The organism is Pseudomonas sp. LBUM1669 (assembly GCF_059695705.1).
This window is the reverse complement of record NZ_CP166784.1, coordinates 5,534,852-5,554,313: the sequence shown is the minus strand read 5'-3', so window position 1 is coordinate 5,554,313 and position 19,462 is coordinate 5,534,852. Positions and strand designations below refer to the sequence as shown.

The 19,462-nt window shown below is 60.3% G+C and carries 20 protein-coding genes; 12 read left to right on the top strand and 8 right to left on the bottom strand.

The window, feature by feature from the left end:
* Window positions 1-5 precede the first annotated feature (5 nt).
* A complete protein-coding gene (locus tag ACA051_RS25805; protein ID WP_497372428.1) occupies window positions 6-809 on the top strand; it encodes an ABC transporter permease in 804 nt (267 codons plus the stop codon).
* Window positions 797-1,633: an ABC transporter ATP-binding protein gene (locus ACA051_RS25800; RefSeq protein WP_497372426.1), complete on the top strand. Its 837-nt coding sequence runs from the start codon at window positions 797-799 to the stop codon at window positions 1,631-1,633. The genes ACA051_RS25805 and ACA051_RS25800 overlap by 13 nt, the downstream gene beginning before the upstream one ends.
* Before the next feature lie 120 nt (window positions 1,634-1,753).
* Here the strand turns inward: ACA051_RS25800 and ACA051_RS25795 are convergent, their stop codons facing one another.
* Both ACA051_RS25795 and ACA051_RS25790 read right to left on the bottom strand, forming a co-directional pair.
* Complete coding sequence (locus ACA051_RS25795) at window positions 1,754-2,830, bottom strand: endonuclease/exonuclease/phosphatase family protein (RefSeq protein WP_497372424.1); 1,077 nt, start codon at window positions 2,828-2,830, stop codon at window positions 1,754-1,756.
* Between the two features lie 67 nt (window positions 2,831-2,897).
* Window positions 2,898-3,572 carry a YciC family protein gene (locus ACA051_RS25790; protein ID WP_497310667.1) on the bottom strand — a complete coding sequence of 225 codons (675 nt, stop codon included), beginning with the start codon at window positions 3,570-3,572 and terminating at the stop codon, window positions 2,898-2,900.
* 177 nt (window positions 3,573-3,749) lie between these two features.
* Between ACA051_RS25790 and ACA051_RS25785 the strand changes: the two genes are divergently transcribed.
* The 3 genes from ACA051_RS25785 (at window position 3,750) to ACA051_RS25775 (ending at window position 5,882) form a co-directional block, all read left to right on the top strand.
* Window positions 3,750-4,511, top strand: coding sequence for a DUF2076 domain-containing protein (locus tag ACA051_RS25785; RefSeq protein ID WP_497372422.1), 762 nt, complete (start codon window positions 3,750-3,752; stop codon window positions 4,509-4,511).
* A gap of 257 nt (window positions 4,512-4,768) precedes the next feature.
* Window positions 4,769-5,248 (top strand): LabA-like NYN domain-containing protein, encoded by a 480-nt coding sequence (locus ACA051_RS25780; RefSeq protein ID WP_010467410.1) that lies wholly within the window; start codon window positions 4,769-4,771, stop codon window positions 5,246-5,248.
* Between the two features lie 22 nt (window positions 5,249-5,270).
* The gene (locus tag ACA051_RS25775; RefSeq protein WP_497305658.1) at window positions 5,271-5,882 is read left to right on the top strand and encodes a 3'-5' exonuclease; all 612 of its coding nucleotides are present in this window, start codon (window positions 5,271-5,273) and stop codon (window positions 5,880-5,882) included.
* A gap of 125 nt (window positions 5,883-6,007) precedes the next feature.
* On the opposite strand, the gene ACA051_RS25770 is transcribed toward ACA051_RS25775, so the two are convergent.
* Window positions 6,008-6,460 (bottom strand): Lrp/AsnC family transcriptional regulator, encoded by a 453-nt coding sequence (locus tag ACA051_RS25770; RefSeq protein ID WP_497372420.1) that lies wholly within the window; start codon window positions 6,458-6,460, stop codon window positions 6,008-6,010.
* A gap of 163 nt (window positions 6,461-6,623) precedes the next feature.
* On the opposite strand from ACA051_RS25770, the gene yedA reads away from it, so the two are divergent.
* Complete coding sequence (gene yedA / locus ACA051_RS25765; protein ID WP_497305652.1) at window positions 6,624-7,550, top strand: drug/metabolite exporter YedA; 927 nt, start codon at window positions 6,624-6,626, stop codon at window positions 7,548-7,550.
* Window positions 7,551-7,628: 78 nt separating this feature from the next.
* Window positions 7,629-8,963: an RNA helicase RhlE1 gene (gene rhlE1, locus ACA051_RS25760; protein ID WP_497372418.1), complete on the top strand. Its 1,335-nt coding sequence runs from the start codon at window positions 7,629-7,631 to the stop codon at window positions 8,961-8,963.
* Between the two features lie 124 nt (window positions 8,964-9,087).
* Here the strand turns inward: rhlE1 and ACA051_RS25755 are convergent, their stop codons facing one another.
* Window positions 9,088-10,329, bottom strand: coding sequence for a TIGR03862 family flavoprotein (locus ACA051_RS25755; RefSeq protein WP_497372416.1), 1,242 nt, complete (start codon window positions 10,327-10,329; stop codon window positions 9,088-9,090).
* Between the two features lie 282 nt (window positions 10,330-10,611).
* On the bottom strand, window positions 10,612-11,532 hold the full coding sequence (locus ACA051_RS25750; RefSeq protein WP_497372414.1) for a histone deacetylase family protein: 921 nt from the start codon (window positions 11,530-11,532) through the stop codon (window positions 10,612-10,614).
* A gap of 75 nt (window positions 11,533-11,607) precedes the next feature.
* Here ACA051_RS25750 and ACA051_RS25745 point away from each other — a divergent pair, with 75 nt between their 5' ends.
* The 3 genes from ACA051_RS25745 to ACA051_RS25735 all read left to right on the top strand — a co-directional run bounded on the left by ACA051_RS25745 (window position 11,608) and on the right by ACA051_RS25735 (window position 13,742).
* Window positions 11,608-12,177 carry a GNAT family N-acetyltransferase gene (locus tag ACA051_RS25745; protein ID WP_497305647.1) on the top strand — a complete coding sequence of 190 codons (570 nt, stop codon included), beginning with the start codon at window positions 11,608-11,610 and terminating at the stop codon, window positions 12,175-12,177.
* Between the two features lie 105 nt (window positions 12,178-12,282).
* Window positions 12,283-13,152 carry an acyl-CoA thioesterase II gene (gene tesB / locus ACA051_RS25740; RefSeq protein WP_219096059.1) on the top strand — a complete coding sequence of 290 codons (870 nt, stop codon included), beginning with the start codon at window positions 12,283-12,285 and terminating at the stop codon, window positions 13,150-13,152.
* The gene (locus ACA051_RS25735) at window positions 13,149-13,742 is read left to right on the top strand and encodes an HAD family hydrolase (protein WP_497305645.1); all 594 of its coding nucleotides are present in this window, start codon (window positions 13,149-13,151) and stop codon (window positions 13,740-13,742) included. The genes tesB and ACA051_RS25735 overlap by 4 nt, the downstream gene beginning before the upstream one ends.
* Window positions 13,743-13,884: 142 nt before the next feature.
* On the opposite strand, the gene ACA051_RS25730 is transcribed toward ACA051_RS25735, so the two are convergent.
* Both ACA051_RS25730 and ypfJ read right to left on the bottom strand, forming a co-directional pair.
* On the bottom strand, window positions 13,885-14,844 hold the full coding sequence (locus ACA051_RS25730) for an alpha/beta fold hydrolase (protein WP_497372412.1): 960 nt from the start codon (window positions 14,842-14,844) through the stop codon (window positions 13,885-13,887).
* Window positions 14,845-15,738: a KPN_02809 family neutral zinc metallopeptidase gene (gene ypfJ / locus ACA051_RS25725; RefSeq protein ID WP_497372410.1), complete on the bottom strand. Its 894-nt coding sequence runs from the start codon at window positions 15,736-15,738 to the stop codon at window positions 14,845-14,847.
* A 256-nt stretch (window positions 15,739-15,994) separates the two neighbouring features.
* On the opposite strand from ypfJ, the gene ACA051_RS25720 reads away from it, so the two are divergent.
* Together ACA051_RS25720 and ACA051_RS25715 are read left to right on the top strand one after the other, a co-directional pair.
* Window positions 15,995-16,771 carry an IclR family transcriptional regulator gene (locus ACA051_RS25720; protein ID WP_497305640.1) on the top strand — a complete coding sequence of 259 codons (777 nt, stop codon included), beginning with the start codon at window positions 15,995-15,997 and terminating at the stop codon, window positions 16,769-16,771.
* Window positions 16,772-17,015: 244 nt separating this feature from the next.
* On the top strand, window positions 17,016-17,894 hold the full coding sequence (locus ACA051_RS25715) for a DMT family transporter (protein WP_172791678.1): 879 nt from the start codon (window positions 17,016-17,018) through the stop codon (window positions 17,892-17,894).
* 49 nt (window positions 17,895-17,943) lie between these two features.
* On the opposite strand, the gene ACA051_RS25710 is transcribed toward ACA051_RS25715, so the two are convergent.
* Window positions 17,944-19,245 (bottom strand): MFS transporter, encoded by a 1,302-nt coding sequence (locus ACA051_RS25710; RefSeq protein ID WP_497372408.1) that lies wholly within the window; start codon window positions 19,243-19,245, stop codon window positions 17,944-17,946.
* Window positions 19,246-19,462: the final 217 nt, after the last annotated feature.

Here is a 19,462-nt window from a genome sequence, read left to right as displayed (position 1 = left end):
TTCGCATGTTCAAGCGCAATTCATGGCTGAGCCGCTGCATCACGCCCAAGACCGCTCTGCCGGTGCAGGTGATCTGGAGCGCGAGCGGCCTGGCCTGGGTGTTGTTGATCGGCCTGTGGGCCGGGTTGTCTTATGGCGGCGTGGTGCCGGGCATGTTCTTGCCGACACCGGGGGCGGTGGCCGAAGCCGCCGTGCGCCTGAGCCGCGACGGCACCCTCGGCCTGCACGTGTGGGCCAGTCTCGAAGTGGTGATGGTCGGTTTCATTGTTTCGTCGCTGGTGGCGGTGCCGCTGGGGTTGCTGATGGGCAGCTTCCGTATCGTCCAGGCGTTCCTTGAGCCGATGGTCAATTTCATCCGCTATCTGCCGGTGACCTCGTTCGTGCCGCTGTTCATTCTGTGGATCGGCATCGGTCTGGAACAGCGGGTGTCGGTGATCATATTCGGTGTGTTTTTTCAGCAACTGGTGATGATCGCGGACGTGTCCAAGGGCATCTCCAAGGACCTGATCAACGCGTCCTACACCTTGGGTTCGACCCGCCGCGATGCGGTGCTGCATGTGATCGCCCCGGCGTCGTTGCCGGGTGTGCTCGATACCTTGCGTGTGACCATGGGCTGGGCCTGGACTTACCTGGTGGTCGCCGAGCTGGTCGCCGCGTCCAGTGGCCTGGGTTACTTGAGCCTCAAAGCCATGCGCGGCTTTCAAGTGGATGTGATTTTCCTGGCCATCGCGATCATCGGCCTGCTGGGCCTGGTCACCGATCAACTGTTCCGTTTTCTCCGACTGAGGATTGCCGCATGGGCTCAGTAAGCGCCGTCAACCCGCGTTTCATCACGCCCACGACCGCCCCGGTGCAGGCCGCGCCACGGCTGCAAGTGGACAAGGTCAGCCTGCGCTATCAGAAACCTGACGGCGGTATGTTCACCGCGCTGGAGCAGGTGTCGTTCGAAGTGCCGGATCAACAATTCGCCGTGCTGGTCGGGCCGTCGGGCTGCGGCAAGTCGAGTTTGCTGTACCTCACGGCCGGCCTGAACGAGCCCACGGAAGGCGAGATTTACGTCGGCGGCCAGCAAGTGCAAGGGCCGGGCGCAGATCGCGGCATGGTGTTCCAAAGCTATACGCTGTTCCCGTGGCTGACCGTGCGGCAGAACGTCGAGTTTGGCCTCAAACGGCGCGGCATGGCGGCCGCTCAGCGCAAGGAGATCGTCGATTACTACGTCAATGAAGTGGGGCTGACGGGGTTCGCCGACAACTACGCCAAGCAGCTGTCCGGCGGCATGATGCAGCGTGTGGCGATTGCCCGGGCGTTGGCCAATGACCCGCAAATCCTCTTGATGGACGAACCCTTCGGCGCGCTCGACAGCCAGACCCGCCTGCAAATGCAGCAGTTGTTATTGCGGGTCTGGGGCAACAGCAAGAAGACCGTGCTGTTCGTGACCCATGACATTGACGAGGCGATTCTGTTGGGGGATCGGGTTTACGTGATGGGCGCCAAACCTGGGCGGATCAAGCAGATTCTGGACGTGCCGATCGAACGCCCGCGCAATCTGGACATGGTCATGGAGCGCTCGTTTATCGACATGAAGCGCAAGATCTTCGGGTTATTGCACGACGAACTGGAGGAAGAGCATTGAGGCTGATGTGCGATCCCCTGTGGGAGCGGGCTTGCTCGCGAAAGCGGTGGGTCAGTCGACATTAATGTTGAATGATAAATCGCCTTCGCGAGCAAGCCCGCTCCCACAGGTTGTGCATCATCAGTTGGCGGGCAGCAGGAACCGCGCTATCACCGGCAAATGATCGGAGATCCGCAAGGTATCGTCCTGCCTCACCATGGCCTCGACCCGTTTGATCCGCGGGCTGTAGAAGAGGTAATCAACCGTCCGGTCCGGGCCGTTCAAGCCTGGATCATTCGGGTAGTGGGTCAGCCACCGCGCCCGGTCGATCCCGCTGGCTTCGTTGTTGGTCGGGATCATCGGGTATTTGTCCCACAGCACGTGCAAGGCACTGTCGACGGAGTAGGGCGTGCGTTGTTCGTCGGGCAGGCGTCGATACTGGCCTAGCGGCAACAAGTTGAAGTCGCCACCGATCAACCACGGCGTGCTGCGGCTTTCAAATTTGTCGAGCACCTTGGCCACGGCGGTCACTTGTGCCAGTAGGGTTTCATCTGGTTGGATGACGCGGTCCAGATGGGTATTGAGCACCGCGATCTGCCCGCCGTCGCTCAACGGCAGGTAAGTCGCCAACAAGGCGTTTTTGGGTTTGAACTGACGGCTGATGATGTTGGCCGACGCGACCGGCAATTGCAGGCGTTCGGCGTGTTCGATCTGGTATCGGCTGAGGGTTGCCAGTTGCCGGCCGACGCTGCCGAAGATGTGCGGTAGCGGCACAAAATCGGCTTTCCAGTCGAAGGCGTGAGCGCTGCATGGATAAAGGTCGGCGACCCGCTCCTGGAGCAACTTCAACTGGTTCTGGTAATCGCTGGCCTTGGCGCCGTCATCCAGTTCCTGCAACAGCACGATGTCTGGTTGCTCGTCGCGAATCACCCGCGCCACTTCATCGAGGCTGAAAGCCATGTCTTCGGGCGTGGGTTTTTCGTCATTGCCGGCCGCCAGGTCATTCCAGAACACGTAGCGTTTTCCCGCCAGGTACTGGACGTTCCAGGTCATCACCTTCAGCGCCTGACCAGGCACCAGCGTCGGTGCCTGGGCGTTGCAACTGACCGGTAGGGCCTCCTTGGCACCGGGACGCCAGGTCAGGCTGTAGATCAGCAAGGCAATCAGGCCCGCCGCGATAAGCAGGCCCAGCAGGGGGTAGCGCAGTAGACGGGTCATGGCTCGGCTTATAGCGTTACAAAAGTTGAGCCCGAGCATAACCGAGCGCCGGGGTTAAGCCCATGGGTCATAGCGCCCCGTCAATTTTCTCGGGCGCATCGGCAATCAGCATGAACAACCGGAACAGCACCACGCTGGTGAACAGTTGCAGGAAGCTGTGCGCGCTGTCGATCAGCAGCGAAATCACCGGGTTCTGCGGCTCCGGGTAAATCGCAAAGGTCGCGCCCTTGAGCACCCACAACGGGCCCATCACACACAGGATGCACACCAGGATGCGCAGGAAATGGCCACGGGTCAGGCGCAGGCTTTCTTTCATCGCCGCCAACGGGGCCAGGCCGCGCAGCACCAGCAGGTACTCACCGAATGCCAGGGTCACCATCAGCCAGATGCCCGGCAGGAAGTACAGCGACAGGCCGATCAGGATAAGCAAGGTGTTGAGGGCGGTGAGCAGTGCGAAGCGCGGCCACAGGTAGGCCGACCTCGACAGCAACTCGCGGGTGCTTGGCGATTCGCCACGGCTGCGGGCATCGAGAAACAGGATCAGTGCGGCGGTGTACAGCGGATAGACCAACAAGCCGACCATCACGCTGATGCCGGGGAAACTGTCCGGCTCGGTGGACCGATCGACCACCTGTTGCAACAGCGCTTCGAAGATCACCAGCGGCAGGCACAGACGCACGATCTGGCCCAGATTGCGCTTGAAGAAATACAGAGAGTCACGCAGTACATCGAACGAATTCATCAGTCGGTATCGCAGGTTGAAAGCGGTGGCCCACTTTAACCGATGAAGCCCTTTGGGGCGCAAACGTAAACGTTCGGTAAAGGTCATTGAAACATCCTGTATCAGCCCCATTACTGGAGAGCACCTTATCCGCAGTGGATGAGGGCGACGATATTCCCGGCAATCTACGAGGTCGCCATGAACAGCGAAGAACAAACCCTGATCGATGGACTGTTTTCCCGGCTGCAACAGGCCGAAACGGACTCAGCCCCGCGCGACGCCCAGGCTGAGGCGCGGATCAAGGAGCACCTGACTCGCCAACCGGCGGCAGGCTATTTCATGACCCAGGCGATTCTGGTTCAAGAAGCGGCCATCAAAAGCCTCGACGCGCAGAACAAGCAACTCGCTCAGCAGGTGCAGCAATTGCAGGCCGAACTGCAATCGGCCAAGGCACAGCCGTCGGCGCCTGCCAGCGGTGGTTTCCTGTCGAGCATCTTTGGCGGCGGTTCCCGTGATCCGCAGCCTGCAGCGACGCAAAGCGCGCCGTCCTCCAATGGTGGATGGCGTGAGCCGGGGCGGCCGTCGTTCAATTCGCAGCCGCCACAGCTACAGAACTTCGGTGCCGCACCGCCGCAGCAGAATTACGCGCCGCAACAGCAAGCCCCTGGGATTGGCAGTGGTTTCCTTGGTGGTGCACTGAAAACCGCCGCCGGTGTGGCCGGTGGCGTGATGCTGGCGCAAGGCATCAGCAGCCTGTTCCATAGCAATCAGCAACCGCAGGAAGTCGTCGAAGTCATCAAGGAAGAGCCGGCTCAGGTCAACGATCAGAGCGGTGACAACGGCTCGGGCGACGATCAGCGCGTGGCTGACAACTCCAGTGATCAGGGCGGCTTTGCCGACGCCGACTACAGCGATGACAACTCATCGTTCTTCGGCGGCGACGACGACTCCTTCGTCTGATTCAACGTTACAGGTGTAACACTGAGCCCGTGGCGAGGGAGCTTGCTCCCGCTGGGCTGCGCAGCAGTCCTTCTTTGGGGCCGCTGCGCGACCCAGCGGGAGCAAGCTCCCTCGCCACAGGTCGCCATTCGTCCGAGGCTCCAAGATGCTTCGGGCCGATTATTCGCGGAACAATCCTTCAGGCTGGCATACTGGGCCACTTTTCGGGCCTGGTGCCTGACCCAGCCTGCGCGCGACTGCGCCAAAGAGGATGCACGGTGAAAAAAATCGCAGTGTTCGCCGACGTTCAAAACCTCTATTACACCGTGCGTCAGGCCTATGGTTGCCACTTCAACTACGCCGCGTTGTGGGCTGATATCAGCAAACAGGGCGAGATCGTTGAGGCTTATGCCTATGCGATCGATCGCGGCGACAGCAAACAGCAGCAATTCCAGCAGATCCTGCGCAACCTCGGCTTCATCGTGAAGCTCAAACCCTACATCCAGCGCAGCGACGGCTCGGCCAAGGGCGACTGGGACGTGGGCATCACCCTCGACATCATGGACGCCGCCGATCATGTCGACGAAGTGGTGCTGGCCTCCGGCGACGGCGATTTCGACATGCTGCTGGAACGCATCATCACCAAGCACGGCGTGCAAGCGGTGGCCTACGGCGTGCCGGGCCTGACGGCCAACTCGCTGATCCGCGCCGCCAGCCGCTACGTGCCGATCGAAGGCGCGTTGCTGCTCAAGAATTGATTTTTACGGAGTTGAAACAGGTTTGGAACGCATAGCAGTCATCGACTTTGAAACCACCGGGATCTCCCCGAGCAGCAGCTGCCGGGCCACGGAAATTGCCGTGGTGATCCTTGAACAGGGGCGCATCGTCGAGCGTTACCAGAGCCTGATGAACGCCGGCGTGCGCGTCCCGGCCTTCATCGAGCAGCTCACCGGCATCAGCAACGCCATGCTGCGCACCGCGCCCTCGGCCGAGCAGGTGATGAACGAGGTCAACGAATTCGTCGGCATCACACCGCTGCTGGCCCACAACGCCGCGTTCGACCAGAAGTTCTGGGACTTCGAACTCGGCCGCATCAAGCGCACCCGCCTGCAAAACTTCGCCTGCTCGCTGCTACTCGCCCGCCGCCTGATGCCCGCCGCGCCGAACCACAAACTCGGCACCCTCACCACCTTCGCCAGCCTGCCCAACACCGGCAAGGCTCACCGGGCCATGGCCGATGCCGAAATGGCGGCCAACCTGACGGAGCATCTGGTCCAGGAACTGCAGCACAAGCATGGGTTGCGCGAGTTGTCCCATGATCTGCTGGTCAGCTTGCAGAAGGTGCCGGCGGCTAAGATCAACGAACACCTCAAGCGCCATCGCGGGTTTTAGGATTTGTGGTGTTCTGGCGGGCCTCTTCGCGGGCAAGCCTCACTCCTACAGGTTTTGCAGTGTTCATTCGGCCGGCATAAATCCTGTAGGAGCGAGGCTTGCCCGCGAAGGCGTCATCCGCATCGCTACTTACCATTGCTTTCCAACTGCCCCAACGGCACGCGCTTCTCTATCGCGCTCGACAGCACAATCGACGTCTTGCTGAACCCGAACTTGGCGATTCGGTTGATCAACTCTTCCAGCTCCGGCATCGAACCTACCGCCGCTTGCATGATCACGCACGGATCACCCGTCACCCGGTGGCACTCCGTCAGTTGTGGGATTTTGATCAGGTCGTCGTAGGCCTTCTGGTTGCCATGCTGGTTCAGGCGCAGTTCGATCACGCACTGGATCGGCAATCCAAGCTTGGCCATGTCGACTTTGGCCTGGTAACCGGTGATGACCCCACTGGCTTCGAGTTTGGCCACGCGCTCGGCCACGGCCGGGGCGGACAGGTTCACCTTGCGCGCCAGGTCGGCGTAGGACGCACGACCGTTTTCCAGCAGGGCGCCGAGGAGCATGCGGTCGTATTTATCCATCGTCGTATACCTGAAAAATGACTGACTTTCGAAAGCACGGTTTATAGCGCTGATCTCCGTGTTTTGAAAAGTGTACCGGCGCTATAAACAGGTTTTGTAACTTATTTTTCGCCGTTGGCCTTTCTAAAATAGCGGTTCACATTGTCCTGTCATCGAGCTGCCCATGCCTGGCTTACGTCGTTTTCCCTTGCCGTTGATCGCCGCCTTTTTTGCGTTGTACGTGATTTGGGGCTCGACTTACCTGGTGATCCGTATCGGCGTGGAGTACTGGCCGCCCTTGCTGCTCGCCGGTATTCGCTTTGTCATCGCAGGGAGTTTGATGTACGCCTTCCTGCGCTGGCGCGGGGCACCGGCACCGACCTGGACGCAGTGGAAAGCCGCGGGGATCATTGGGATCTTGCTGCTGACGTGCGGTAACGGCGCGGTCAGCGTGGCTGAACACACGGGGGTCGCCTCCGGGGTTGCTGCGCTCGCGGTGGCGACGGTGCCGCTGTTTACCTTGCTCTGCGGATATTTTTGGGGCGCGCGTAATACCCGTCTCGAATGGGCCGGGATTGTGCTCGGGCTGATCGGCATTGCCATGCTCAACCTCGGTTCCAACTTGCAATCGAGCCCGCTGGGTGCCGTGTTGCTGATATTCGCGGCAGCGTCCTGGGCCTTCGGTTCGGTCTGGAGCAAACACTTGCCGTTGCCCCAGGGCGCCATGGCCAGTGCCGTGGAAATGTTGGTGGGCGGTGTAGCGCTGCTGATCGGCAGTGCGCTGAGCGGCGAGCATCTGCAAGCCATGCCGCCGATCGAAGGCTGGGCGGCCCTGGCCTACCTGACCTTCTTCGGCTCGATCATCGCTTTCAACGCTTATATGTATTTGTTGAAAAACGTGCGGCCGGCGGCGGCCACCAGTTATGCCTACGTCAACCCGGCCGTGGCGGTGTTGCTGGGGATCGTGTTTGTCGGCGAGACCATCGGGATCGAAGAAGCACTGGCCATGTTGGTGATCATCAGCGCCGTGGTGTTGATCGGTTTGCCGCAGTGGCGCCGGGCTCCGGAACGACCTGCTGCCGTGGTGCAGACAGAGTCGAGCGTGAATTAGGGTAAACTGCGCGCCATTGCATCTTGTTTTGCACACTTTTTTTGAAAAACCCGCGCTGAATTTTCCTACGGTAATCCCATGACTTTCGCCACCCTTGGCCTGATCGAACCCTTGCTGCGCTCTCTCGAGACGCTCGGCTACCAGACCCCGACGCCGGTTCAGGCGCAAGCCATTCCGGCGGTGCTGGCCGGTCGCGACCTGATGGCCGCCGCCCAGACCGGGACTGGCAAGACCGCCGGTTTCGCGCTGCCGCTCCTGCAATTGCTGGCCATGGAAGGGCCGAAAGTGGCGTCTAACTCGGTGCGCGCACTGATCCTGGTGCCGACCCGCGAATTGGCCGAGCAGGTTCACGAAGCTGTGCGTCAGTACGCCGAGAACCTGCCGTTGAGCACTTACGCGGTGTACGGCGGCGTCAGCATCAACCCGCAAATGATGAAGCTGCGCAAGGGTGTTGACGTGCTGGTAGCGACGCCGGGTCGTTTGCTCGACCTGTATCGCCAGAAGGCCCTCAAGTTCAATCAGCTGCAAACCCTGATTCTGGACGAAGCCGATCGCATGCTTGATCTGGGTTTCTCCGAGGAGCTGGGGAATATCTACCGCGTGCTGCCCAAGCAACGTCAGACGCTGTTGTTCTCCGCGACGTTCTCCGACGCGATCCGCTTGCTGGCCGGACAAATGCTCAACGATCCACTGAGCATCGAAGTCAGCCCGCGCAACGTCGCTGCCAGTACCGTCAAGCAATGGGTCGTGGTGGTGGACAAGAAGCGCAAGCCGGAGCTGTTCGTTCACCTGCTGCGCAAGGGTAAGTGGAAGCAGGTGCTGGTGTTCGCCAAAACCCGCAATGGGGTGGACGCGCTGGTGGAAAAACTCCAGGGCCTGGGCATCAATGCCGACGGCATCCACGGCGACAAACCGCAGGCAACCCGTCAGCGTGCGCTGGACCGTTTCAAGGCCAGTGAAGTGCAGATTCTTGTGGCCACCGACGTTGCGGCCCGTGGTCTGGATATCGAGGATCTGCCATTGGTGGTCAACTTCGATCTGCCGATCGTGGCAGAGGACTACATCCACCGGATCGGTCGTACCGGACGTGCGGGTGCCTCCGGGCAGGCTATTTCGCTGGTGTGCGCCGATGAAGTGAATCTGCTGTCGGCCATCGAGACGTTGACCCGTCAGACGTTGCCTCGCCAGATGGAGCATGACTTCGAGCCTGAGCACCGGGTGCCGGATACCGATGCCAGCGGCCAAGTGGTGAAGAAGCCGAAAAAACCGAAGAAGCCGAAGACCTCCGGTGGCGGTAAACGCAATCTGGGTAAGTGGGTTGAGAGTGGGGATGCTTCGGCGCCGGAGCCTTCGATCAAACCTGTGCGAAAAGTGCCGGTGTTCAATACCGGGCCGCGTAAGCGTAAGCCTTGATTAAACGCTGCGCCTGTTAAACCGCTTTCGCGAGCAAGCCCGCTCCCACAGGTGACCGAGTTCTTCCAGAAAGAATGCGGTCAATGTGGGAGCGGGCTTGCTCGCGAAAGGCGCGCCTCGGTTTTCAGTCCTTACGTTTCAACCACTCCACCATCCCCAATCCCGCCGCACGCCCACTGGCGAAACACGCGGTCAGCAGATAGCCGCCCGTCGGCGCCTCCCAATCGAGCATTTCCCCCGCGCAAAACACCCCTGGCATTTGCTTGAGCATCAGCCGTTCATCCATCGACTCAAACATCACGCCTCCGGCGCTGCTGATGGATTCATCCAGCGGACGGGTTTTCACTAAAGTCAGCGGCAACGCCTTGATCGCTTTGGCCAGCAACGCCGGATCGGCGAAGCATTCGGCTGGCGTGAGTTCGCGCAACAACGCTGCTTTCACCCCATCAATCCCGAGCTGGCTGTGCAGGTGTTTGGACATGGAACGCGACCCGCGCGGTTTGCTCAGCGCCGCCTGAACTTTATCCACAGGCCGGCCCGGGAGCAGGTCGATGCGAATGGTAGCGGAGTCGTGCTGATTGATGGCCTCGCGGATCGGCGCCGAGAGGGCGTAGATCAAACTGCCTTCGATCCCGGTCGCCGTAATCACGCATTCGCCCAAGCGCGGCACGTCGTCATTGAGGCCGATGGCGATGTTTTTCAGCGGCGTGCCGGCGAACTTGCTGACCATCAAGTCGCTCCAGGCCTGCACCTCGAAGCCGCAATTGCTCGGTTGCAACGGCATCAGTCCTACACCGCGCTGTTCCAGTGGCAGCATCCACGCGCCGTCCGAACCGAGGCGTGACCAGCTGCCACCGCCGAGGGCCAGCAAGGTGGCGTCGGGCTTGATGATGGTTTCGCCGTCGGGGCTGTCGATGCGTAATCCACCTTGGTCATCCCAGCCTAGCCAGCGGTGGCGGGTGTGGATAACAACGCCGCTGTCTCGCAGGCGTTTAAGCCAGGCACGCAACAGGGGCGCGGCTTTCATGTCGGTGGGAAACACCCGGCCGGAGCTGCCGACAAAGGTTTCGATGCCCAGGTCATGAATCCATTGGCACAACGCATCAGCGCCGAATGAACGAAGCAGCGGGGCAATCTGCGGCGCGCGTTCGGCATAGCGCGACAGAAACGCCGGGTAGGCTTCGGAATGGGTGATGTTCATGCCGCCAACACCGGCCAGCAGGAATTTTCGCCCCACCGATGGCATGCCGTCGTACAGGTCGACCTTGATTCCGGCCTGGCTCAACACTTCTGCCGCCATCAGACCCGCGGGGCCGCCGCCGATGATTGCAACGTGAGGGGGGAGGGGAGTCGAGGGCTGAGTCATGGGATGCGCTGCGGTATGGCGGAATGAAGCCAGGCATTCTATCAGCACGAAACATTGTGGGAGCGGGCTTGCTCGCGAAAGCGATTTAACATTCAACATTGATATCGACTGATACGCCGCTTTCGCGAGCAAGCCCGCTCCCACATTGGAGCTGTGTCGTTTCAAATGGCTGATCAAAAAACAACCACCCCTTTGCAGGCTATATACAGCTAGGCCTGCAGGACCTTTCACTCAGGTTATCCACAGGCAGTTCCACAGGCATTGTGGGTAAAGACCCACACCTCAATGACAACCTGATGACTGCCAGACCCGTTGCGCGCTGTGATGCAGGATGCCGTGGCGGCGCGCCAGGGCCTTGCGGTCCTTGCTGTAGCCGCCGCCAATCACCCCGACCACCGGAATATCCCGCCCCAGGCAATGACGCATCACGCTTTCATCACGAGCGGCAACGCCTTCGTCGGTCAGCTTCAGGTAACCGAGGGCGTCGTCCTTGTGCACGTCGACGCCGGCGTCATACAACACCAGATCCGGTTGGTAGAGCGGCAGCAAATAATTCAGCGCGTCGTCCACCACCTTCAGGTAATCGGCATCGCCCATACCTTTGGGCAATGGGATGTCCCAGTCGCTTTCGGCTTTGCGTGCGGGAAAATTCTTCTCGCAGTGCAGGGAAACGGTCACCGCCTCCGGGGTGTTGTGCAGAATGCGTGCAGTCCCGTCGCCCTGGTGCACGTCGCAATCGAAGATCAGCACCCGATTCACACGACCACTTTCCAGCAGGTAATGGCTGATCACCGCCAGGTCATTGAAGATGCAGAAACCCGCCGGATAGTCGTAATGCGCGTGATGGGTGCCTCCGGCCAAATGACAGGCCAGCCCATGTTCCAGCGCCTGCTCTGCCGCGAGCAACGATCCGCCGACCGCCCGCACCGTGCGCCGGGCCAGCGCTTCGCTCCAGGGCAGGCCGAGGCGCCGCTGGTCTTCGCGGGACAACTCGCCGCTCATGTAGCGTTCGATATAGGCAGCGTCATGGGCGAGGGCGAGAATCTCCGGGGGGCAGAGCTCCGGGCGCAGCAGGTCGGCGTCCCGGGTCAGTCCGCTGTCCACCAGGTGATCGCGCAGCAGGCGAAACTTGTCCATGGGGAAACGGTGATCCGCCGGGAACTCGGGACTGTAGTCTTCGTGATAGATCAGCGGCAGTGACATGAGTGATTTCATGGGTGAATGAAGGAAGGATCCTACCAGCGATGTAGACTTGCGGCATGGAAAGGGGAGGACACGATGGAGCCGATACTGGAACTCGAGAGCGCGCGACTGGTGTTGCGGCAGTGGCGCGATGAGGATTTGCCGGAGTTTGCGGCGATGTGTGCCGATCCGCAGGTCATGCGCTATTTTCCGGCCCCTTTGGGTCGACTGGAGAGTGCTTCGCTGATCGGGCGGATTCGCGGGCATTTTGCCGAACACGGCTTTGGGCTCTGGGCGCTGGAGCGCAAGGACACCGGGGCATTCATCGGTTTCACCGGCCTCGGTGTTGTTGGTTTCGATGCGCCGTTCACCCCGGCTACCGAAATCGGCTGGCGCCTGGCGCGTGAGCATTGGGGCCTGGGTTATGCCAGTGAAGCGGCGTGGACCGCTCTGCGCTGCGGGTTTGACCGGTTGGCGCTGAAAGAGGTGGTGTCGTTCACCACCGACACCAACACGCCGTCGCAGAAAGTCATGCAGGCGATCGGCATGCACCATGATTCAGCCGATGATTTTGAACATCCCAAGCTCGCGGCCGATCATCCCCTGCGTCACCATGTGCTGTATCGCATCTCCCGTGAACAATGGCTGCAAACCTTGCATGGATAAGCAGGCACGGACGTTTACAATGGCTGCCATGTTGGCCTGGGCCATAAACTGAATCGACCGCCGCAGCCAAGACTGCGCGGCAAGCTTTGTGTGAGGAGAGTCTGAATGAGCCAAGTGTTGGATGATCTGGTCGATTTGCTGACCCTGGAACCGATCGAAGAAAACCTGTTCCGTGGCCGCAGTCAGGACCTGGGCTTTCGTCAGTTGTTCGGTGGTCAAGTGATCGGTCAGTCGTTGTCGGCGGCCAGTCAGACAGTCGAAGAAACGCGCCATGTGCATTCGATGCACGGTTATTTCCTGCGCCCGGGCGATTCCGCGTTGCCAGTCGTGTATCAGGTTGACCGGGTGCGTGATGGCGGTAGTTTCAGCACGCGTCGGGTGACGGCGATCCAGAAGGGCAACCCGATCTTTACCTGCAGCGCCTCGTTCCAGTACGACGAAAAAGGCTTCGAGCACCAGGCCGAGATGCCAACCGTGGTCGGCCCGGAAAACCTGCCCTCGGAACTGGAGCTCACTCAGCAGCGTGCGCACCTGATTCCCGAGCACATGCGCGAAAAATTTCTGTGCCCCAAGCCGATCGAATTCCGACCGATCACCGAGAAAGATCCCTACAACCCGCAACCCTCCGATCCGGTCAAGTACGTCTGGTTTCGCGCCGACGGTGCTTTGGCCGACTCTCCGGCGCTGCACAAGTACCTGCTGGCCTACGCCTCGGATTTCGGTTTGCTGACCACCTCGATGCAGCCCCACGGCAAATCGGTCTGGCAGAAAGACATGCAGGTCGCCAGCCTCGATCATTCGCTGTGGTTCCATGCGGATCTGCGCGCCGATGACTGGTTGCTTTACGCGATGGACAGCCCTTGGGCCGGCAATTCCCGTGGTTTCTCCCGCGGCAGCGTATTCAACCGCGCCGGGCAACTGGTGGCTTCGGTCACGCAGGAAGGCCTGATTCGCCACCGCAAGGATTGGGCATGAGCCTGGCCGAGGTGCGGCACTGGGTGTTCGACATGGACGGCACCTTGACGGTGGCCGTGCATGACTTCGCGGCGATTCGCGTGGCCTTGGCAATCCCCGCCGAAGACGACATCCTGACCCACCTCGCGGCGCTGCCGGCCGATGAAGCAGCCGCCAAACATGCGTGGTTGCTGGAGCATGAACGGGACTTGGCGCTAGGCTCGAAAGCCGCGCCGGGCGCGGTGGAACTGGTGCGTGAGTTGGCCGGGCGCGGGTATCGCTTGGGCATTCTCACGCGCAATGCCCGGGAGCTTGCACACGTGACCCTGGAGGCGATCGGCCTGGCTGACTGCTTTGCCGTTGAGGATGTGCTGGGGCGTGATGAAGCGCCGCCTAAACCGCATCCCGGTGGTTTATTGAAACTGGCCGAGGCCTGGAACGTGCCGGCGAGCGAGATGGTGATGGTCGGTGATTATCGCTTTGATCTGGATTGCGGTCGGGCGGCGGGGGCGCGGACAGTGTTGGTGAATTTGCCGGATAACCCTTGGCCGGAACTGACGGATTGGCATGCGGCGGATTGTGCGGTGTTGCGGGAAATGCTTTCGGCTTGAGGTAATTGTTGCCTGATTAACCGCTTTCGCGAGCAAGCCCGCTCCCACAGGGGATCTCCATCGAATACAAATCCAGAGTTCACTGAAGACCCAATGTGGGAGCGGGCTTGCTCGCGAAGACGTCAGACAAGACACCGCAAACTCACTGACCAAACAACACCTTCTGCCCCTCAGGCGACGTCAACATCCCATCCCCGTTATGCCCGACCCCCGGCACTTCAACCAGCCGCTGATTCACCCCTTTTGGATTGCGACGCAGCAGGTAATTGAAAAAATTCTTTCCGCGAACCAGACGATAAGCACCTTGCGCTTCGGCCTCGCAACCTTTGTCCATCGCCGGATGCTGCGGGTCGGTGTCTTGCTGCCCGAGCAGATAAGTCACGTCCCGTTTGGCGTAGTTTCCTTCAATCTGCGGTGCCGATTGCCCACTGGCATAAACCGGTAAATCCGTCAGCCCATATTTCCACCGATTGAAACCGGGACACGCCGCATGGTTGAACGCCACCGGTCGCTGCTCGTTGAAGTACGCATAGGACGAAGGGTTGGCGACCACGTAGCGAAGCTTCACGCCGGCGGCCGCCAGGGCCGGTTGCTCACGGGCCAGCAACGCATAACGCTGCACCACCTGAGCGCCACCAGAGTGGCCGGCGATGATGATTTGCTTCACGTCCGGAAACTGTCGACGATCGCTGACTCTCTCGATGATTTGATCGAGGGCTGCAAATGAACTCAGCGCAAAAGGAGCCGTGGATAAACCTCCTGCCATCCAGTCATTGCCCTGCCAGCGCAACACTGTGTCAGCCACCGGATGAAGCGCGATGTCGGTTTCGTTGAGGAATTGCGGAGCGATCACCAAGGTGCTTGCACTTTGCCCGGCCAGTTCGGCCGAGCGCTCGGCGCTCTGGCGATAGGTTTCAGCGTTGCGCAGACGACCATGGATGATGATCAGCACGCGTTCGATTTTCTCTGGCGCCGGGCCGAGGCTCACCGCCATCTCACCTTCTTTCAACAACAACCGCCCGGGGCTGAGCTCTTTGACACCATGCTCCGCAGCCTGGGTGCTCGCGCAGGTGAACAACAACATCAACAACCACTTATTCATTTAAAGGTTTTTCGCCGCAAAGGTATCGCACTGGCCCACCTGGCCTTGCGCAAATCCGGTTTTGAACCAGCGCACCCTTTGCGCCGATGTGCCATGGGTAAACGAGTCCGGTACCACCCGACCCTGCCCCTGTTGTTGCAAACGGTCATCGCCGATGGCGTTGGCCGCATTCAAGGCTTCTTCGATGTCACCCGGTTCCAGCCAGTTCAGACGCTGCTGCGCATTGTTGGCCCAGACACCGGCCAGGCAATCGGCTTGCAATTCCTGGCGCACCAACAAGCCGCCATCACCTTCCATCTGCCGGCCTTGCTGGCGGGCTGCCTGCATTTTCGCGGAAACGCCGAGCAACGTCTGAACATGGTGTCCGACTTCGTGCGCAATCACGTAGGCCTGAGCGAAGTCGCCGGCCGCGGAAAAGCGTTGCGACATTTCCTGGAAAAAAGCCATGTCCAGGTAGACCTTCTGGTCGGCCGGGCAATAGAACGGCCCGGTCGCCGATGTCGCCAGGCCGCATGCCGAATTCACCCGGTTGCTGAACAGCACCAGCGTCGGGTTTTTGTACTGCCGACCGGCCTGCTGGAATATCTGGCCCCAGGTGTCTTCGGTGTCGCCGAGAATCGAGCGCACGAACTCGGCGCCTTCATCGTTGGTCGGCGGCGCCTTGCGGCTCTGGTTGGTGGCCGGGGCCGATTGCTCGGTCATTTGTCCGGTCAGTTGCCCGAGGATTTGCATCGGGTCCTGGCCGGTGAGCCAGCCAATCCCCACAATCAGGATGATCGCGGTCAGGCTCAAGCCTTTGCCGCCGCCAAAACGCATCCCACCGCCACCGCTGCCGACATCATCACCACGGGCGTCGACCACGTTGTCGCTGCGTCGGCCTTTTTTCCATAACATGTGGGAATCCTCTGATTGTCCGTGTTGAAGAGTGTTGCTGGTGTGTGGGGGCGGCGCCAGTCCGGCTGTCCGGCTTTTTTGTTCACTGGCCGGTCGCCTTGCTGACAGTAGGAACATGGATAACCCATCGAATTCCGTCAGGGGCACGGGTTTTTATCGAGCAGGCGATCAACTGCGTCTATCGAGCATTGGGTTCCAGATTTCGCATTACACGGTTCATCTTCTAGAATCAGGCAAATTGTAGGTGGAACCTCCCATGGCCGGCAGTCAGATCGAACGTGTCTTCAACGTGCTCGAAAGCCTCACCAGTGACCCTCGCGGTCTGCCGATGCAGGTGCTCGCGGAGCAACTGGACATCCCTAAAAGTGCAACCCACCGTCTGCTCGCGGAGCTGATCCGGCTGGGTTATGTGCGGCAGAATCCAGAGAACTTGCGATATCACTTGTCCACCAAACTGGTGGCGATGGGGTTTCGTTACCTGTCGGGCAGTGGCGCCGATATCGTACAGCCGGTGCTGGATCGCCTGGCACAGGACACTGGGGAACTGGTGCGTCTTGGGGTGATTGAAGGTGATCGGCAGATCTGGATTGCCAAGTCCCAGGGGGCCCGTTCCGGCCTGCGCTACGACCCGGAAATGGGCCGTGATGCGCCGTTGTTCTATACCGCGTCGGGCCATGCGTGGCTGGCGTGCATGAGCGATGCCGAGGCGTTATCGCTGGTGGAACGCCAAGGGGGCGAGCGGCCAAAAGACCTCGGGCCGAATGCTCCGCGTTCCAACATTGAACTGCTGGAACGCCTGCGTCTGGCGCGGGAGCAGGGTTACGCCTGGGTCGAGGAAAGCTCGGCGGTGGGCACCTCGGCGATTGCGGCGGTGGTGCGGCACCCGAGGGAAGGGCGGGTGATGGGCGTGCTGAGCATCGCCGGGCCGAGTGCGCGGATGCCGGGGGCGCGGTTGCATGAATTGGCGCCGCTGTTGTTGAGGTATACCGAAGAATTGGAGGCGGCGAGTCTGGCGTCGGAGTTGTTCAGTTAATTCAGCCAGCACAACTCAATTGTGGGAGCGAGCCTGCTCGCGATAGCGGACTTTCAAACAAATGAGATGTCGAAGCTGAGTCCGCCATCGCGAGCAGGCTCGCTCCCACAGTTGATCTTTATTGACCGTAAAACCGTGCGGTATTCGAACGCTTTCGGCCTATGCTTGTGTTGGAATCTGGAACCAGGTTCTAAATTATTGGGACTCACCGCCCGCGACACGTTGCACTTCGCAAGGGATACCCATGACCGCCAGCACACCGCTCTCCGGCGTCAACCAACCCTTCAAAGGGATTTTGCTGATTGTCGTCGCCACTTTCCTGTTTTCCAGCCATGACGCCTTTTCGAAATACCTCTCGGGCTTCTATCCGATCGTGATGGTGGTCTGGGCTCGTTATGTGGTGCACACCTTGTTGATGGCCGGGATTTTTCTGCCTCAGTCCGGGTTGCGCGTCCTACGGACCAAACGACCGATGCTGCAGTTGGTGAGGGCGTTGTGCCTGTTGGGCACCAGTTTGTTTTTTACCACCGGCCTGCAGTACATCCCGTTGGCTGAAGCGACGGCGGTCAACTTTCTTGCGCCGGTTCTGGTGACTGCGCTCTCGGTGCCGCTGCTGGGGGAGCGCGTGACACGTGGCCAATGGATCGCGGTGATTTGCGGATTTATCGGCGTGTTGATCATCGTCCACCCCGGTGGCGATCTGTTCACGCCGGCGGTGCTGCTGCCGCTCTGTTCGGCGCTGTTTTTCTGCTTTTATCAGTTGCTCACTCGCAAGCTCAGCAATATCGACAGCCCGACCACCAGCAACTTCTTCGCCGGCTTGTGCAACACCCTGGTGATGAGCGCGCTTGTGCCGTTCTTCTGGCAAGTGCCGACCCTGGGGCATGGCTTCATGATGGTGGCGCTGGGGACCTGTGGGATGACTGCGCACTTGTTTCTGACTCAGGCCTTCCGCCACGCCGCGCCCGCGCTGCTGGCGCCGTTCGGTTATTGCCAGATTGTATTTGCCGGTTTGCTGGGCTGGCTGCTGTTTTCCCACACACCGACCCTGACCACGGTGATAGGGATCGCGGTGATTTGCTGCAGCGGATTGGCGGCGGCGTGGCAGCAGAGTCGTCGGTAGGAGAAGCAAAAAGACAGGCCTGGAATCAGGCCTGCCTGAGGAGGGGATTTTACTCGGTGACGGTAGGAATCTTGCGCGGTGCCATGAAGTACATCCAGGTCAGGGCAATGAAGTACATCGCCGGAATCAGGGTGAACAGCACGGTGTAGTTGTTGTTGGTGACCGTCAGGATGTGGCCGACCAACTGGGTCATGAACATCCCGCCGATGGCCGCGCACATGCCGCCGAAGCCGAACACCGTACTCATCATGTGTTTAGGCGTGTAGTCCATCACCAGGCTCCAGATGTTGGCGGTCCAGGCCTGGTGCGCTCCGATGGCCAGGGAGATGGCGAACACCGCGACCCACAGACTGCTCGAGCCCGCCGCCATGATCACGCCGACGATGCAGCAGGCAAACAGCAACATGGACATCAGTCGTGCCTTGATCGGGTTCATGCCGCGGCCGATCAGGAACGAGGACAGGATCCCGCCGCCGACGCTGCCGAAGTCGGCGGTCAGGTAGATGATGATCAGCGGGATACCCATCTGGGTCACGTTGATCCCCAGGTTGTATTGCTGATTGAGAAACGGCGGCAGCCAGTACAGGTAGAACCAGAACACCGGCGCGGTCATGGAGTAGGCGAGGGCGAAGGCCCAGGTGCCACGCATGCGCAGGATTTTCGAGAACGGGACGCGGGCCTGTTCCGGTTCGACTTCCTTCTGGATGTAGTCCAGTTCCGATTGTTTGACGCTCGGATGCTCTTCCGGGTTGAAGTACTTCAAACCCCAGAACAGCAACCAGATCCCGCCCAGTGACGCCATGCACAGGAACGCGGCCTGCCAGCCCCACACGTGCAGGATCAGCGGCAGCAGCATCGGCGTGAACATCGCGCCGACGTTGGTGCCGGCGTTGAAGATGCCGGTGGCCACGGCGCGTTCGCCGGCCGGAAACCACAACCGGGTGGTTTTCACGCAGGCGGGGTAGTTGGCGGCTTCGGTCAAACCGAGAATGAACCGGCAGACCATGAAGCCGACCGCCGACGTGGCCAGTCCGTGGGCGCCGGTCGCCAGGCTCCAGAGCAGCACCGCGCAGAAGAACACCCGCTTCACGCCGACCCGATCGATCAACCGGCCTTGCAGCACAAAACCGATGGCGTAGCCGACTTGAAACCAGAAGTTGATGTTGGCGTAGTCCATCGCCGTCCAGCTCATTTCCTTGGCGAGGATGGGCTGCATGACGCCCAGTGCGGCTCGGTCGATGTAGTTGAGCGTGGTGGCAAAAAACACCAGTGCCAGCATGCCCCAACGGGTCTTGCCGACCGCCATGGCGCCGCGAATCTTGTCGCCGATACCGCCGCTGGCAGGAGTCATGGAGGAACGCTCCACGGGAGAGCTTTGAGAAGGAGTCATGTAGGCCACCGATTATTTTTATGTGGTGTTCTGGGTCTTTGGTCACCGAGACCGATGTGTGTGATCGGGCTCAATGTGCAGTCGATGTTGGGCAGTGGACGAAAAATCGTCAATTCGACAACAGCCATTGTGTTCGATAATCGCACGCAAAACTAACTGGGTAGTACACTTTAAATTG